The sequence below is a fragment of the Acinetobacter sp. YH12142 genome (assembly GCF_013418435.1).
Lineage (GTDB): Bacteria > Pseudomonadota > Gammaproteobacteria > Pseudomonadales > Moraxellaceae > Acinetobacter > Acinetobacter amyesii.
Genome location: NZ_VPCB01000001.1, coordinates 105,569 through 122,543 on the forward strand (window position 1 = coordinate 105,569; position 16,975 = coordinate 122,543).

General features: G+C 42.6%; 15 protein-coding genes and 1 riboswitch. Of the genes, 12 read left to right on the forward strand and 3 right to left on the reverse strand.

The genetic code is table 11. The features are described from left to right. Window position 1 precedes the first annotated feature (1 nt). A complete protein-coding gene (locus FTU77_RS00545; protein ID WP_180054187.1) occupies window positions 2-1,984 on the forward strand; it encodes a 2-oxo acid dehydrogenase subunit E2 in 1,983 nt (660 codons plus the stop codon). Window positions 1,985-2,033: 49 nt separating this feature from the next. Here the strand turns inward: FTU77_RS00545 and FTU77_RS00550 are convergent, their stop codons facing one another. After that, window positions 2,034-2,741, reverse strand: coding sequence for a methyltransferase type 11 (locus tag FTU77_RS00550; protein ID WP_180054188.1), 708 nt, complete (start codon window positions 2,739-2,741; stop codon window positions 2,034-2,036). A gap of 58 nt (window positions 2,742-2,799) precedes the next feature. After that, window positions 2,800-2,942: riboswitch (yybP-ykoY riboswitch) on the forward strand. Between the two features lie 74 nt (window positions 2,943-3,016). On the opposite strand from FTU77_RS00550, the gene FTU77_RS00555 reads away from it, so the two are divergent. From FTU77_RS00555 to recJ, 7 genes are all read left to right on the forward strand, one after another. Then, window positions 3,017-3,595 (forward strand): TMEM165/GDT1 family protein, encoded by a 579-nt coding sequence (locus FTU77_RS00555; RefSeq protein ID WP_180041739.1) that lies wholly within the window; start codon window positions 3,017-3,019, stop codon window positions 3,593-3,595. Window positions 3,596-3,789: 194 nt separating this feature from the next. Continuing rightward, complete coding sequence (locus tag FTU77_RS00560; protein ID WP_078190564.1) at window positions 3,790-4,587, forward strand: MBL fold metallo-hydrolase; 798 nt, start codon at window positions 3,790-3,792, stop codon at window positions 4,585-4,587. A 99-nt stretch (window positions 4,588-4,686) separates the two neighbouring features. Continuing rightward, window positions 4,687-5,052, forward strand: coding sequence for a YkgJ family cysteine cluster protein (locus FTU77_RS00565; protein ID WP_078193208.1), 366 nt, complete (start codon window positions 4,687-4,689; stop codon window positions 5,050-5,052). Window positions 5,053-5,272: 220 nt separating this feature from the next. Continuing rightward, window positions 5,273-6,739, forward strand: a complete 1,467-nt coding sequence (gene guaB / locus FTU77_RS00570; RefSeq protein ID WP_078190562.1) for an IMP dehydrogenase — start codon at window positions 5,273-5,275, stop codon at window positions 6,737-6,739. Between the two features lie 118 nt (window positions 6,740-6,857). Then, window positions 6,858-8,189 carry a phosphoglucosamine mutase gene (glmM, locus tag FTU77_RS00575; RefSeq protein WP_180054189.1) on the forward strand — a complete coding sequence of 444 codons (1,332 nt, stop codon included), beginning with the start codon at window positions 6,858-6,860 and terminating at the stop codon, window positions 8,187-8,189. A gap of 18 nt (window positions 8,190-8,207) precedes the next feature. Further along, entirely contained in the window at window positions 8,208-8,864 is a 657-nt protein-coding gene (gene pdxH, locus FTU77_RS00580; protein ID WP_180041705.1) for a pyridoxamine 5'-phosphate oxidase, read from the forward strand. Continuing rightward, window positions 8,865-10,565, forward strand: coding sequence for a single-stranded-DNA-specific exonuclease RecJ (gene recJ / locus FTU77_RS00585; RefSeq protein ID WP_180054190.1), 1,701 nt, complete (start codon window positions 8,865-8,867; stop codon window positions 10,563-10,565). It begins immediately after the preceding gene. A 74-nt stretch (window positions 10,566-10,639) separates the two neighbouring features. On the opposite strand, the gene FTU77_RS00590 is transcribed toward recJ, so the two are convergent. Next, window positions 10,640-11,425 carry a putative porin gene (locus FTU77_RS00590; protein WP_111884472.1) on the reverse strand — a complete coding sequence of 262 codons (786 nt, stop codon included), beginning with the start codon at window positions 11,423-11,425 and terminating at the stop codon, window positions 10,640-10,642. Window positions 11,426-11,751: 326 nt separating this feature from the next. Further along, on the reverse strand, window positions 11,752-12,600 hold the full coding sequence (locus tag FTU77_RS00595; RefSeq protein ID WP_180054191.1) for a putative porin: 849 nt from the start codon (window positions 12,598-12,600) through the stop codon (window positions 11,752-11,754). A gap of 181 nt (window positions 12,601-12,781) precedes the next feature. On the opposite strand from FTU77_RS00595, the gene prfB reads away from it, so the two are divergent. The 4 genes from prfB (at window position 12,782) to FTU77_RS00615 (ending at window position 16,825) form a co-directional block, all read left to right on the forward strand. Continuing rightward, window positions 12,782-13,877 (forward strand): peptide chain release factor 2 gene (gene prfB / locus FTU77_RS00600; RefSeq protein WP_168379411.1). Its coding sequence is split into 2 segments (ribosomal slippage): window positions 12,782-12,853 and window positions 12,855-13,877, totalling 1,095 coding nucleotides; the frame shifts between segments, so codons are not numbered across the junction. 154 nt (window positions 13,878-14,031) lie between these two features. Then, complete coding sequence (locus FTU77_RS00605; RefSeq protein ID WP_078190555.1) at window positions 14,032-14,331, forward strand: helix-turn-helix transcriptional regulator; 300 nt, start codon at window positions 14,032-14,034, stop codon at window positions 14,329-14,331. Window positions 14,332-14,368: 37 nt separating this feature from the next. Continuing rightward, window positions 14,369-15,457 carry an alkene reductase gene (locus tag FTU77_RS00610; protein ID WP_111884475.1) on the forward strand — a complete coding sequence of 363 codons (1,089 nt, stop codon included), beginning with the start codon at window positions 14,369-14,371 and terminating at the stop codon, window positions 15,455-15,457. Between the two features lie 87 nt (window positions 15,458-15,544). Continuing rightward, window positions 15,545-16,825 (forward strand): 3-deoxy-D-manno-octulosonic acid transferase, encoded by a 1,281-nt coding sequence (locus FTU77_RS00615; RefSeq protein WP_180054192.1) that lies wholly within the window; start codon window positions 15,545-15,547, stop codon window positions 16,823-16,825. The last annotated feature ends 150 nt before the right edge of the window (window positions 16,826-16,975 follow it).

A 16,975-nucleotide genomic window follows, 5' to 3' on the forward strand; every position in this document is an offset into this window, starting at 1 on the left:
CATGCAAATTACGACTCCTGATATTGGTGTAGATAAAGCAACGGTCGCTGAGATTTTAGTGAAAGTCGGCGACACCATTAGCGTTGATGACAGCATTGTGTTGTTAGAGTCTGACAAAGCCTCTGTTGAAGTGCCCAGCACTTCGGCAGGCGTGGTGAAAAGCATTGCAGTTAATCTGGGTGACAGTGTTGCTGAAGGTGCTGTGCTGATCGAGTTGGAATCAGAAGGTCAAAGTACTGCTACCGCTGAGCCAGTACAAAATGCAACTGAAGACCAAGCAGTAGAACCAACTCCGGTTGTGGAAGCAGAACAAGCTGCAGCAGCACCTGTTGCAGCCAATGCTACTCAGTCGCAAAGTATCGATGTGCAAGTTCCTGATATTGGCGTAGAAAAAGCTACGGTAAGTGAGATTTTGGTCTCTGTTGGTGATGAGATTGATGTCGATCAAAGTATTATCGTGGTGGAATCAGACAAAGCGACAGTCGAAGTCCCAAGTACTGTATCAGGCCGTGTTGAATCGATCACAATCAGTGCTGGCGATGTAGTGAAAGAAGGTGTAGTGATTTTAACGGTGAAAACGGCGGCTTCATCTGCTGCGGTTGAATCGGCTGCTGTGCAAGAAACTGCACAGCCTGTTGCTGCACCTGTTGTTGCAGAAGCAACACCAGCGCCGTCTACGGCTGCGGCGTCTGGACCTGTTGATATTGCAGTGCCTGACTTAGGTGTTGATAAAGCAGCAGTGGCTGAAATTTTAGTCGCTGTGGGTGATGTGGTTGAAAAAGACCAAAGCATCATCGTGGTGGAATCAGACAAAGCAACGGTAGAAGTGCCAAGCTCTACCGCTGGTAAAATCACCGCGATTCATGTCCAGTTAGGGCAAAGTGTCTCTGAAGGCGTCGCTTTAGTGACGATTGAAGCTGAAGGTCAAGCTGTTGCAGCACCCGCGCCAGCAGCGAAACCTACTCCAACTGTAGCACAGCCTGCGACAGTTGCTCCAAAAGCTGAAAGCAAAGTTGAAGCAGCACCGCAACCACAAGGCGCAGATAAGCTCACCAAAGAGCAAAATGCGGCGAATGCTAAAGTGTATGCAGGACCTGCCGTTCGTAAGCTTGCACGTGAATTGGGTGTGGTTTTAGCAGAAGTCAAAGCATCGGGCCCGCATGAGCGTTTAATGAAAGAAGATTTATTCGCTTATGTGAAAACCCGTTTGACCACTCCGCAAGTTGCACCTGCAGCTCAAGCTGTGGCACAGGTTTCAGGCTTGCCGAAATTGCCAAGCTTTGATGCTTTTGGTGGTGTGGAAGAGAAAGTTTTGACACGTTTACAACAAGTGTCGATTCCGCAATTGTCTTTAAACAATTTTATCCCGCAAGTGACGCAATTCGATGCTGCGGATATTACCGATCTTGAAGCTTGGCGTAATGATTTAAAAGCTAACTTTAAGAAAGAAGGTATTGGCTTAACCATTATGGCTTTCATCATCAAAGCAGTGGCTTATTTGTTGAAAGAAGAGCGTGAATTTGCAGGTCATTTGTCTGATGATGGCAAGTCAGTATTGCTACGCAATGAAATCCATATGGGGATTGCCGTTGCCACGCCTGATGGTTTGACCGTGCCTGTACTGCGTAATCCAGATCAAAAATCGATTAAGCAGATTGCAATTGAGCTGGGTGAGCTGAGTCAAAAAGCACGTGACAAAAAACTATCGCCAAAAGATCTACAAGGTGCGAATTTTACCATTACCAGTTTGGGTTCAATTGGTGGCACGGCATTTACACCGTTGGTCAACTGGCCACAGGTGGCGATTTTGGGTATTTCACCTGCAACCATGCAGCCAGTATGGAATGGTGAAAGCTTTGATCCACGTTTGATGCTGCCGCTGTCATTGTCATACGATCACCGTGTGATTAATGGAGCGGACGCTGCACGTTTTGCCAATAAACTGACGAAGCTGCTCAAAGATATCCGAACTTTATTGATCTAATCTGACCTGTTTAAGTTTCAAAATGAACCCTGCTTTGGCAGGGTTTTTTTTATGGCGTGGTGGTGGACTGACAAAGCCAATCAGGAAGTTCAATGGGTGAAGGGTACAGCTTTAATGCCGAGTTTGCGTTGAGGTTGTAGGTGAGTGGAAGCGTACGATGCGGGTGCGCCGTCGGCCAAAGCTTGTGCCTTAAATGTTCAAAGCGTTGGAAGTCTTTTAAAAATAAGCCCCAAAACTTTTCATAATGCTCCAGTTCTTGCACATGTTGATGCTGATAAGCATGTGTTTGACCTTGTTGGTGTTGAAAGTCATAGCCCATCAGCCAAATACGATGCGGTTGAAAGAGATGTGCGAGTGAATAGGCTTGAAGGCCGCAATTATTACCATAAACAAAGTACGGTGAATGAAATAACTCCGCTTGCGTATCGATGCGCACGGTTTTGAAGTTAATCACTTCATGTTCAGGATATGGCCGGTTGTGACCTAAACCACATCCGCTAATGATGTCACCTTGAAAGCAGGCTTTGAGCATGGGCTGATACTGTAACCACCATGCATAGTCTGAATGATGAGCAATTTGAGCCTGAGGAAGTTGAAGAAAACTTTGATTACAGCAAATGATCAGCAGTTTTTTTGAGGGCTGAATGGTGGTTAAGTCGAAATTGAGCTGAGATGGACCACCTGCAATGATTAATACATCCTGCACATGCATATAGTGTTGAATAAATTCTTGAAATTTTTGATTATTGTTTTGCATATCAAATTGAGTCATCGAAAATTAAAATTGCGAAAACATGCATTCCTCGCTAGAATAACATTACTTCATTGGGGAGTAGCCGCTTTTTACGCAAAGTAAAAAGGTGATGGTCAACATATTTGCTCTAAAACGAGCATGGTCATCATAGCAAAGAACCAAATGAGCTCTTCGTAGCTTTCTTTTGTTGGCAAGACCTTTGATTTATCACTCTGCACATTGGCTAGCAGGAGGGATAAGTCATCGGTATATGTTTTTGCTAGCCAGAGAAATGCACCATGTTAACCGCTTTCTTCATTTCCCTTGCTGTTGTTGCCCTGTCAGAAATGGGCGATAAAACACAATTACTTGCTTTACTGCTTGCTGCACGTTTTCGTAAACCCGTTCCGATCTTAATTGCAATTTTCCTCGCGACTGTGGTGAACCACGGGGTTTCTGCTGTGTTGGGTCAATGGATTACCACTGTTTTAAGTCCAACCGTTTTATTGTGGATCGTTTCTCTGGGCTTTATTGCTATGGCGGTGTGGATGTTGATCCCCGATCAATTGGATGATGAATCTGAAAGTATCAATAAGTGGCAAAAATATGGGGTTTTCACCGCCACTTTCGTTTTGTTCTTCTTGGCTGAAATTGGAGATAAAACCCAAATTGCCACTGTTGCACTGGCTGCACGCTTTGACAGTATTGGCTGGGTGACTTTGGGGACGACACTAGGCATCATGTTGGTTAATGCGCCTGCGGTATTTATTGGGAACAAACTAGCAGAAAAACTACCGATTTCACTGATTCATAAAATTGGCGCCCTAGTATTCTTGGTGATTGGTTTGGCTGCGTTGGCACAACACTATTTATTTTAAATAATGATCTCACCATATTAAAAATACATGAAATCCTGAGTTAAAAACTCAGGATTCTTTGCCAATAAATGAGACCCAATTCACTGATATTTCAGATAATATTGACTGAATATTTATTGTAAGTTTCCCTAAATAAATATATGTTATTAACCTATAGAATATATTTTTTTTGATAAAAAATTTGGGGAATGGGAATGGCTTTCGAACGCACAACATCACAGGTACTTTATGATGATGGAAAGCATAAATGTATTAGCTTTACCAGCTTGGTAAAAGGCGAGGGCGTACAGGCGAACCAGTTCCTGATTTTGGATAATGAGCGCGCAGCGGTGCTCGATCCGGGTGGTGACTTGACCTATGTCCCACTGACTATGGAACTGAATAAATATACCCGTTTGACCAATCTTGACTATGTGATGGCCTCGCATCAGGACCCAGACATTATTACCTCGATGCCGCGTTGGTTGGTTTATACTGACGCCAAAGTGGTGGCATCTAAGCTGTGGGCGCGTTTCTTACCGCATTTAAACTCTGCATTTATGAGTGACCGGATGAAAGGCAACTGGTTGGATCGTCTGATCGAACTGCCAGATCATGGTCAGGTGATTCCATTAGGCAATAGTCATTTGGTGGCTGTTCCTGCACATTTCCTACATTCGGTTGGTAACTTCCAATTTTATGACCCGATTGCCAAAATTTTATTCTCAGGGGATATGGGCGCATCTATGGTGGATGATGCCTCTAAACCTTTAGAAAATTTTGCCGCTCATATTCCTAAAATGAAAGGCTTCCATCAGCGCTACATGTGTTCGAACAAAGTGATCCGTCTGTGGGTCAACATGGTACGGACGATGGATGTGGAAATGATCGTACCGCAGCACGGCACGCCATTTATTGGTAAAGAACAGATCAACCAATTCTTAGATTGGATCGAAACCTTGCAGTGTGGTGTCGATTTAATGGATGAAACAGTCTTTACTTGCCCAGTATAATGACTTGAAAATTCAGAAAAAATAATTGAGTTTGCAGATAACATTTTTTAGTATTTTTCGTCCATAAAATAAGCCTTTAGATGACGAGAATAGATAAAAATGTTGTCTCAAATACCGACTCAGGATGCATGTTTAACCTGTGGAGCATGTTGTGCTCACTATCGCGTTTCTTTTTATTGGGCAGAAGGGCTAAATATGCCTGAACATTATACGGAACCTGTGACATCGGTGTATTCATGTATGGTGGGTACGAATCAGGCAAATCCACGTTGTATTGCTTTGGGTGGAGAAGTAGGCAAACAGGTGAGTTGTAACATGTATGAGGCACGTAGTTCATCTTGTAAAGAAGTTCAAATCGCCGATGAGCAATGTAATAAAGCACGCATCGCGCATCAAATGATTCCATTGATCAGTATTCCACTGCATGACGCTGAAAATGACGAAGATTTCGATCAAGTCAGTTAAGGCTTTATTTCCAGAATAAATTTATTGAAATCTAAGAGGTAGAATCTTCGGATTCTGCCTGTATTGCACTGGATGCTGACCAACCCCCAGAGTATTCTTGCTGAAAACAGCATATTTGATGGTTAATATTGAAAACTCCGTAAAGAATTGCGGCAATTAAAATGAAAATTGAACGGAAATTTGTATATAATGGCTCACGGAAATTACCAGCGAGACTGTTATGTTGACCATCGTTCAAGAAGCCCTAACCTTTGATGATGTCTTATTACTCCCTGCCTATTCTACTGTTCTCCCAAAAGATGTCTCTCTTAAGACACGTTTCACACGTGGCATCAATTTGAATATTCCACTTGTTTCTGCTGCAATGGATACTGTGACTGAATCACGTATGGCGATTGCAATGGCGCAAAACGGTGGTATCGGTATCCTGCATAAAAACATGGATATTGCTGCACAAGCTGCAGAAGTTCGCCGCGTGAAAAAATTTGAAGCAGGTATGGTGAAAGACCCAATTACCGTTACACCAGAAACGACTGTACGTGAGCTGATTGCTTTAACTCAAGCAAATAACATCAGCGGTGTACCAGTGGTGAAAGACGGTCAAGTGGTGGGTATTGTTACTGGTCGTGACACTCGTTTTGAAACCAATCTTGAGCAACCTGTTAGTAACATCATGACAGGTCATGATCGTTTGGTGACTGTTCGTGAAAACGAATCAAAAGAAAATATCCAAGCATTACTTCAAAAACACCGTATTGAAAAAGTCCTTGTTGTAAATGACAACAACGAACTGAAAGGTTTAATCACGGTTACTGATTTCCGTAAAGCTGAAAACTATCCAAACAGCTGCAAAGATGACTTAGGTCGTTTACGCGTTGGTGCTGCAGTTGGTACAGGTGCAGAAACACCAAGTCGTGTAGAAGCATTGGTAGAAGCGGGTGTTGATGCGATTGTTGTTGATACTGCACATGGTCACTCTGCAGGTGTAATTGAACGTGTACGTTGGGTTAAAGCCAACTATCCACAAGTTCAAGTGATTGGCGGTAACATCGCGACTGGTGATGCAGCACTTGCATTATTAGATGCTGGCGCAGATGCAGTGAAAGTGGGTATTGGCCCAGGTTCAATCTGTACTACACGTATCGTTGCTGGTATTGGTATGCCGCAAATCTCTGCGATTGACAGCGTTGCCAATGCACTGAAAGACCAAATTCCATTGATCGCAGACGGTGGTATCCGTTTCTCTGGTGATATGGCAAAAGCGATTGGTGCAGGTGCGAGTACCATCATGGTAGGTTCATTGATGGCGGGTACTGAAGAAGCACCAGGCGAAGTTGAATTCTTCCAAGGTCGTTACTACAAAGCGTATCGTGGTATGGGTTCATTGGGTGCGATGGCAGGTGCAACAGGTTCTGCTGACCGTTATTTCCAAGACTCAAAAGCCGGTGCTGAAAAACTTGTACCAGAAGGTATTGAAGGTCGCGTACCGTACAAAGGCCCAATGGGTAACATCGTTCATCAAATGATGGGTGGTTTACGTTCATCTATGGGTTATACCGGTTCTGCAGTGATCGATGACTTACGTAAAAATGCACAGTTTGTCAAAATTACTGCGGCAGGTATGTCTGAATCTCACGTACATGACGTGACTATTACTAAAGAAGCACCAAACTACCGTGTTGGTTGATATTTAGTAGCTTTTAGCCGAAAAGGCCGTCATTAATATGACGGCCTTTTTGTTTTTGGTGTAAAGTATTTGCAGTAAAAAGTGATGATTAAGATCACCATTAAGAAGTGAGTACAACATGAGTTATTTTGGTACAGATGGCATTCGTGGCAAATTCGGTGAATTGCCTATTACCCCTGAATTTGCATTAAAACTAGGATTTGCCGCAGGTAAAGTATTAAAACAATACAGTAAAAAAGCAAAGCCCATCGTTGTACTAGGTAAAGATACCCGATTATCGGGCTATATTTTAGAGTCAGCATTACAAGCCGGTTTAAACGCAGCAGGTGTTTATGTTCATTTGCTGGGTCCATTACCTACACCCGCAATTGCCCATTTAACCCGTGCATTACATGCCAGCTTAGGCATCGTGATCTCGGCGTCGCATAACCCTTATTTTGATAATGGCATTAAGTTCTTCTCGAGCGAAGGTAAAAAATTGCCGGATGAAATTCAAGAAGCCATAAACAAAGAACTTGAAAATGACTTGGTGATCGAAGACCCTGCAAACTTAGGTAAAAGTGTGCGTGTAAAAGATGCCAATGGTCGTTATATCGAGTTTTGTAAATCAACCTTCCCGTACCATTTTGACCTGACAGGCTTAAAAATTGTAGTGGACTGTGCTAATGGTGCAGCCTATAGCGTTGGCCCTTCGGTGTATCGTGAACTCGGTGCAAAAGTGATTGCGCTGTTTAATGAACCGGATGGTTTGAACATCAATAAAGACTGTGGTTCGACGCATCCTGAATTTTTACAAAAAGCAGTGGTTGAACATCAGGCGGATTTAGGGATCGCTTTTGATGGTGATGCTGACCGCGTGATTATGGTCGATAAAAACGGTCAGCAAATTACTGGTGACCATATTCTTTATATTTTAGCCACTCAAGCGAGTCAAAAACCTGCGGGTATCGTGGGTACGGTTATGAGCAATATGGCGCTTGAAATTGCGCTAGATAAAGCCCAAGTGCCATTACTGCGTGCCAAAGTCGGTGATCGTTATGTATTGCAAGGTTTGGAAGAAAAAGGTTGGGTAACAGGTGGTGAGCCATCAGGTCATATTCTGACTTTGGACAAGAGCACCACAGGTGATGCGATCATTGCTTCACTTCAGGTGTTAACGGTGATGGTTGAGCAAGGTAAAGCTTTGCATGAATTGGTGGAAGGGTTTGAGTTATTACCAAATGTCTTGGTGAATGTTCGCTTGGCTGCGATGTTTGATCCCTACGCCGTACCTGCACTGGTGAGCGAGTTTGAAAAAGCTGAAGCTCAGCTTAAAGGGCGTGGTCGCATCTTGATTCGTAAATCAGGCACAGAGCCGGTCATTCGTGTCATGGTTGAAGGTAATGACCTTGAAGAAGTCACCGCATTGGCAAATCATTTGGCCGATGCTGTTCGTGCCAATGCAGCTTAAATCAAGAGGGGAAATTGCATGAATGATGTGATTAAGGACTTAAGTGAACTGCGTTTAACTTATCAAAAAGGTGAGTTGCATGAAGATCAGGTGAACCGTGATCCACATGAGCAGTTTTTATTATGGTTTAACCATGCCTTAGCAGCACAACTGCATGAACCCTATGCTATGTCTTTGGCTACGGCAAATGCCCAAGGTCGTCCGCACGTGCGGACGGTCTTGTTGCGCGGTGCGACCCATGCAGGTTATGACTTCTACACCAACTATGACAGTCAAAAAGGCAATGATCTGCTCGATAATCCTTATGCAGAATTATTGTTTTATTGGCAAGAGCAGGAACGTCAAATTCGGGTCAGTGGTCGTGTGGAAAAGATATCTCTCGAAGAATCGACAGATTATTACCATAAGCGACCGCGTGATAGCCAAATTGCAGCGCACATTAGTACTCCACAAAGTGGTGTTATCGCTAGTCGTGAAGAATTACAACAGCGTTTCCAAAATTTGCATGATCAAGTGGAAAGCAAAGACGTTTTGGAGAAACCTGAGTTTTGGGGCGGCTATCGTTTAGTTCCGGATTATTATGAATTTTGGCAAGGCCGTCCGAATCGTTTACATGACCGCTTGAGTTATAAACTACAGGATGGTCAATGGGTTTTACAGCGACTGATGCCATAAATGTCTAAACTTTTAATTCAACAAAGACCCTATTTGACGCGCCCTGAAGATATTCAGGGCGTTGCGCCGTTTATTGCGGACTTATTGGCACGTCGCGGGGTTTCTTCCGCACAAGAACTGGAATTGAAGCTTAAGCACTTACATGCGCCAAACTTAAAGGGTTTAGAGCAAGCGATTGAAATAATCGATCAAGCAATTGATACTCAAAAGAAAATCGTCATTGTTGGTGATTATGATGCCGATGGTGCAACCAGTACTGCATTGATGGTCTTGGCACTGCGTGATATGGGTGCGGATGTTGAATATCTGGTTCCAGATCGGTTCAAATATGGTTATGGCCTGACACCCGCCATTGCCGATTTGGCCTTCGTGAGTTTTACCCCAGATGTGCTGATTACAGTCGATAATGGTATTTCGAGCCATGCTGGTGTAGCACAGGCACAGGCGCATGGTATGCAGGTGATCATTACCGACCATCACCTGACCACTAAGGAAACACCACAAGCAGAAGCGGTGGTAAATCCCAATCAGTTGGGATGTGAATTTCCAAGTAAAGCCTTGGCTGGCGTAGGTGTTGCATTTTATGTGTTGGCCAATTTGGCCAGTATGCGTAAAAAAAATGCTAAATCCACAGCCAACCTCAGCCAATATTTGGATTTGGTGGCTTTAGGCACTTATGCCGATGTTGCAAGTCTAGATCTGAATAATCGGATCTTGATCGATGCTGGTTTGAAGCGGATTCAGCAAGGACTATGTCGTCCAGGGATCAGTGCATTATTGGATATCGCTGGTCGTGATCCCGCACAGTTAAAAGCACAAGACTTGGGCTTTGTGGTCGGCCCACGACTCAATGCAGCTGGGCGTATGGAGACTATGGATATTGGGATTGAGTGTCTGATTGCGGCAGATTTAAGTACGGCTTATCCGATTGCGCAGCAGTTGAATCAACTCAATATTGAAAGACGCCAAGTCGAAGGGCAGATTAAACAGGAAGCTCTGGCTGAGTTAGAACATATTCAGCTTGATCAGGATAACTTACCTGCAGCCTTGATCATGTTTGAACAGCATTGGCATCAAGGGGTGATTGGGATTGTTGCAGGGCGTTTGAAAGAACAATTTCATAGACCTGCAATCGTCTTTGCCGCAGATGAGGATGGCGTACATATTAAAGGCTCTGCGCGTTCTATCGAAGGTATTCATATTCGAGACAGTATTGAGCGTATTGCTGAATTACATCCGCATTTGGTGAGTCATTTTGGCGGGCATGCAGCCGCAGCAGGACTAACCATTCAAAAGCAGCATTTTTCTGAATTTAAAACCGCTTTTGAAGCACTCATCGCTGCGCAAGATGAAAGTTTATTTCAGGCCACTATTTGGACAGATGGCGAATTGCCCGATTCGGCCATTAATGTCGAAACCGTCGATCTTCTGCAAAATTTAAGTCCATGGGGACAAAAATTCCCTGCACCGGTCTATGAAGGCCTATTTAAAATTTTAGATTATCGTTGGTTGAAAGATGTGCATCTGAAATTAAAACTTGCTTTAGATAATGGTTTAATGGTGGACGCAATTGCATTTAATGCGGCAGAAAAATATGAATTTAATCCTATGCAAGATAAAATCCGCTTGGTCTACGAACTCGATAAAAATGAATTTAGAGGAAATGTCAGTGTTCAATTGAGAGTTTTACACTTGGCTTAATAAATTCCATTTTTACAGGCAAATAAAAAACCGCTCAGAAGAGCGGTTTTTTTTATGGTTTTGACTTCAATGGATTAGAAGCGGTATTTCGCTGCTACACCAAATGAATTGTAGTCATTGTTGCCAACTTCACCGAAACCAACACGACCTTCAAGGCTCACTTGTTGGTTGAAGAATTTACGTGCATTGATCCCTACTTCGTTACGATCAGTGACATCGTTGTTGTAGTAGTCAGCACCAACACTGAATGTTTTGTCGATGAAGTAATCCGCTGCTAGATTGAATTCATCTAGATCACCGAATGCTGCACCCGCTTCAAGGTTGATGTCTTTACCATTGCTTAAAGTTGTTACGTATTTAGCACGTAAAGTTGGATCTACACCGTCGTCATCGTCATTGTCCCAACCTTTTAGACCGGCAGCAACTAAGAAACCAGGTGCAGGAAGGTAACCCACTTCAGCTGCATAATAAGTTGTATCGTTGTCTACTGTGCCGAATGGAGTGTCAACTTCGACATTATTACGGCTTACATCACCAGATACATAGAAATCTGAGTTTGGTACGAAATATTCGATACCAACGCCATAAGTATTGTCGTCAACATCGCCACGGTCAGCGAAAGTTGCATGTGCATTTACGTTACTTGCACGGTTTAAGAATGCAGCTTCTGCAAGAGGAGCGTTACGCGTTTGAACAGGGTTGAAGTAATAAGTACCGTTTACACCAAATTCACTGCCAGAGCTTCCATTATCTGGGTCGATGTAACCAGCTGAAGCGCCCACTTCTGCTTGATAAGCATGAGCTGTACCTGTAATAGCAAGTGCAGAAAGAAGTGCTGAAGCAATTGCGAGTTTTTTCATGGAAACTACCCCTCTAAATTGTTTGGCTAAATTTAATACATTTTTTGTTACAAGTTTTAGTCTAGAGAATTTTTAAAGAAGGTCAATCGCTGCAAAGTTGCAGAACTGTGTATTCGGTAATTTTATGTAATTTTAATTATTTAAAATATTGAAAAATATATAATTATTATTAATGTTTTGTTTTATTAAAACTGTGTAGATATTATGAATTTGTAGATTATTTGGTCAACAACTGGACTTTTTTTAAAGTAAATATTACATCGAAAAGAAAAAAGCACCACAAATTTGAGGTGCTTTTTTAATGCACATTCCTAATTCAAACGAAATTAGAAACGGAAAGTTGCATTGATGTTGAACGCTTGAACGTCATCACCAAAACCAACTTGACCACCGATTGCTAGGTTCGGGTTAAGGAAGTATTTTGAACGAATAGCGAAGTAATCCGTGTCTTCATCACCATCATCTTCGATGTTGTAAGATGCACCAATGCTAAAAGCTTGGTCGAAGTAGTAGTCTGCACCAATCGTAACAGAGTCTAAATCACCAAAAGCGCCATCTGCCTCTAGGTTGATGTATTGACCATTGTTCAAAGGCGCAACATATTTTGCTTTTACAGCAAAACGGTTGTCTTCGTCTTCATCATTGTCGCCTTGATAGCCATCAATACCAACAGCAAGTAAAAGGTTAGAGACAGGTAAATAACCTACTAATGCGCGGTATGTTGTTGAATCATAGTCCTCGCTTGCTGAAATGCCAGCAACTTTTACTTCAGCTTTTTCTTCTTTGTAGCCTAATTCACCATTAAAGTAGAATTGTTCAAAGAAGTATTCAGCACCTAATGAAATATGGTGGCTGTCATATTCTGCTTTGCCTGCAAGCGGACCTGAAACAGGAAAATAATCTGATACATCAACTGTTTTTGTATCTAAATATTGATAGCTATATTTAGCATAAATATTGCTGTTATGGCCTAAAAATGCAGCTTCGTTTAATGGGCCATTTTTAGGGTTTACTGAGTCTAAATATAACGTGCCTTGTAAGTTGAACAATCCGTTTGAATCTACGATGTCATTGTCCCAATCTGTATAAGTAAAACCGCCATCAACTTGACCATCATAAGCAAAAGTTGATGAAGTGATAACAGCTAACCCTAGTGCAAGTAATGTCTTTTTCATAAAACCCTCGAAACATTATTGTTGTAAAAAAAATGTAATAAATAGTAATGCGAGCGTATTGTTCATATTATGTGCATTGAAGTCAATGATTTGGATGATCAATCTGGCTGAAACTGTGCAAATGCTCTGTGATATAATAGGCGGCTATTTAAGCCAAATTTTTTGATTGAGAGTAATTCACGTGGAAATTAATCCGTATCTATTACAGCTAAAAGACTTAAACGACCGTGGTCAAACATTACGGGGGTATCTTTGACTACGATCTGAAAAAAGAGCGTTTAGAAGAGGTTCTACGTGAGCTGGAAGACCCAGCAATTTGGAATGATCAAAGCCGTGCACAAGCAATGGCAAAAGAAAAAGGTGAACTCGAAAACGTCATTAACGTGCTCGAAGGGCTTTCAACTCAGCTAGAAGATGCCCAAGCGATGCTGGATCTTGCGGTTGAAGCAGAAGAAGAAAGCTTACTTGTGGATGTGCAAGCAGAGTTAACTTCAGCGGAAGCAGAACTTGCGAAATTAGAATTCCGTCGTATGTTCAGTAATCCGATGGACCCGAACCCATGCTATGTCGAAATTCAAGCGGGTTCTGGTGGTACTGAAGCACAGGATTGGGCATCCATGTTACTGCGTATGTATCTACGTTGGATTGAACGTCATGGCTTTAAAGCAGAAGTGATGGAAGAGTCTGATGGTGATGTGGCAGGGATCAAGTCTGCAACGATCCGTGTAGAAGGTGAGTATGCATATGGTTGGTTACGTACAGAATCCGGCGTACACCGTTTAGTCCGTAAGTCACCTTTTGACTCGGGTAATCGTCGCCATACTTCATTCTCAGCGGTTTTTGTATCGCCTGAAATTGATGACAATATTGAAATTGAAATCAATCCAGCTGATGTACGTACTGATACCTATCGTGCATCTGGTGCGGGTGGTCAGCACATTAACAAAACAGACTCTGCGGTACGTTTAACTCACGCTCCAACAGGGATTGTGGTGGCATGTCAGAACCAACGTTCACAGCACGCCAACCGTGACCATGCATGGAAACAGTTACGTGCAAAATTGTACGAACTTGAAATGCAAAAACGTAATGATGCGGCACAAGCGTTGGAAGATACCAAGTCAGATATCGGTTGGGGCAGCCAAATTCGCTCATACGTTTTAGATGACTCGCGTATTAAAGACTTACGTACCAGTGTGGAAAGTTCAAACACTGGTGCAGTGCTTGATGGCGATTTAGATAAGTTTATTGAAGCCAGCCTCAAACAAGGTTTGTAATTTAAATTTATATAGAAAACAAAGTTCTATCTGTTTTTGATCATCATATCTAAAAAAATCGATATAAAAATCGAAAAAATACGATATAGTGTATTCAAGATGCTGAATAGAACTTTGTTGTCCAAATTTTTATTTAATTAAACCCGTTTAAATTATGGATATTGATTTAATTTTTAAAGCACTTGCCAATCCGACTCGACGTCAAATCTTGGAATGGTTGAAAACACCTGAACAATTTTTGTCAGAAGAACAATGTGGCGGCTTTAATCGTGGTGTATGCGCTGGCAATATCGAAAAACTCGGTAATGTTTCGCAGTCTACGATGTCTAATCATTTGTCTGTGTTACAACAGGCGGGCTTAATTCAAGCCGAGAAATATGGTCAATGGTCGTATTTTTCGCGCAATGAAGAACTCATTCAGCAATATATTGATTATCTGCAGAACTCACTTTAAATCATTTTTCGCATTTGAAGTGTTAGGCGAGACATATATGGCTGAACTTAATACTCCTCTCATTTTGGGTGATTTACACCTCAAAAATCGCGTTGTAATGGCGCCACTAACCCGTAGTCGTGCAACCATTGACCGTGTTCCAACGCCGATGATGGCTGAATATTATGCACAGCGTGCAAGTGCTGGATTAATCATTTCAGAAGCAACAGTCATTTCAGAAGCAGCTAATGGCTATTTGCAGACGCCGGGTTTATTTACCGATGCTCAAGTTCAGGGCTGGAAATTGGTGACCCAAGCCGTACATGAACAGCAAGGTTTAATTGTGGCACAATTGTGGCATGTCGGACGTGTCTCACATCCCGACCTTTTGAATGGTGATACACCAGTTTCTGCCAGTGCGGTACAACAGGCGGGTTATGTCAGTCTGCTTCGCCCAAAACGCGAATATGTCGTGCCACGTCCATTAGAGATTGCAGAAATCAAAAGCATTGTAGAACAATACAAACAGTCTGCGATCAAAGCCAAAGAAGCCGGTTTTGATGGTGTGGAATTGCATGCGGCCAATGGTTATTTGATCGATCAATTCCTACAAAGCAAAACCAATTTACGTGAAGATGAGTATGGTGGTTCTGTCGAAAACCGCGCACGTTTATTGCTTGAAGTGGTGGATGCGCTGATCGAAGTGTGGGGTGCAGGTCGTGTAGGTGTACATCTTGCGCCGCGTGGTGATGAACACGATATGGGCGATCATGATCCACGTGAAACCTTTGGCTATGCCTTAGAGCAGTTGGGGCAGAGGAAGATTGCATTTTTCTTTACCCGTGAATATCTGGCGGATGACAGTATTAGTGACTATCTGAAACAGCGCTCAAATGGAGTGCCGTACATTGCCAATATGCGTTTAAGCCGTGAAGATGCTGTTGATTTATTGGCCTCAGGTAAAGCCGATGCGGTGTCTTTTGGTAAAGCTTATATTGCCAATCCAGATTTGTTTGAACGTTTGCTAGCGAATGCTGCACTGAATGAATTGCAGTTGGAAAATATGATTGGAACAGATGTTGCCGAAGGCTATATTGATTATCCAAGCATGAAAAATAAATTTGGTTCAGGTCGTTCAACCTATTAATCGACACTTGAATACGCATTATCCATTAACATGTGGATAATGCTCTGATATATTCTGCCGATTCAAACCGTTTTTGAGCGTAATAATTTGACTACTCCTTTTTGGTATAACGCAGCTTTGGCGCTGATTAAGCCGCTATATCAATGGCGCATCAAAAAACGTGCTGAAGATTTCCAACTATATCAGCAAGAGTGTATTGAGCGCTTTGGGCCATTTCAGCCAGTTAAAAACCGTAATGCAATTTGGTTTCATGTGGTTTCCGTCGGAGAAACTAACGCTGCGCAGCCGCTGATTGAACATTATCTCAAAGCAGGTCATCCGGTCTTAGTTACCAATACCACCAAAACCGGACAAGCGCGTGCGAAACAATTATTTTTAAAAGCACCGTATGAATCGCTATTTCAGGCCGTGTATCTGCCAGCAGATCAAAAAAAATTAGTCCGTCGTTTTATCGAAAAATATCAACCAAAAATGTTGGCTCTAGTTGAAACTGAACTCTGGCCAAATTTGATGATTGAAGCCGATCAGGCCAACGTTCCGTGTTTATTAATTAATGCCAGATTATCTGAAAAATCGGCGAAAGGTTATGGCAAAGTCCCGAGTTTGACGCAGCCGATGCTAAAGAGTTTGAAACAATTATTGGCGCAAGATCAGGCAACTTTAGCGCGATTTATTGAATTGGGTGCAAACCCGCATACCAGTCAGGTCGTGGGAAGTATCAAATTTGATATTCATGCGCCCGATAGCTTTGTGCAACAAGCAGCGCAGTTACGAAAAGATTGGGATTTGCAAGGCCGCAAAATCATTACCATTGCCAGTACGCATGCGCCAGAAGAACAAAAACTACTCGCAGCGCTGCAGCCGATTTTGCAACAACAGCCTGAGCTGTTATGTATCGTCGTACCACGGCATCCTGAACGCTTTGATGACGTTTTTGTAGAAGCGCAGAAACTGAATTTACGCACACAGCGCCGCAGTTTAAAGCAAACGATTCAGCCTGAAACACAAGTATATTTGGCGGATAGTATGGGCGAATTATGGCTTTGGCTGGCACTGAGTCAGGCGTGTTTTGTCGGTGGTTCTTTAAATGAACCGGGCGGTGGACATAATATTTTGGAGCCTATCGCGCTGCATGTCCCGACAGTATTAGGTCAGCATTATTTTAATTTTCAAACCATTGTGGATGAGTTCGTTGCTGCTCAAGGCGTGAGAGTAGTGCAAGATGCAGAACAGGCTGCTCAGGTGTTGTTTGAGTTAATCGAAGATAAGCTTCAAGCTCAGTGTTTGAATGCTGCAGCGCAGCAGATTATGCAAAAGAATACAGGGTCATTGGCTCAACATATTCAAGTGATTGATCAGTACCTTTAAGTTTTAATTTTGCGATACATTAATTTTTATTAGGCAAGTTTTATCACGGCCTTATTTTATGGTGATCGTTGAACATCCTATTCGTAGGCATAATCTACTTTTAAAGGATTAAAAGTAGCAAAAATCCTCTGTACGCTGAAGGTACTTCCT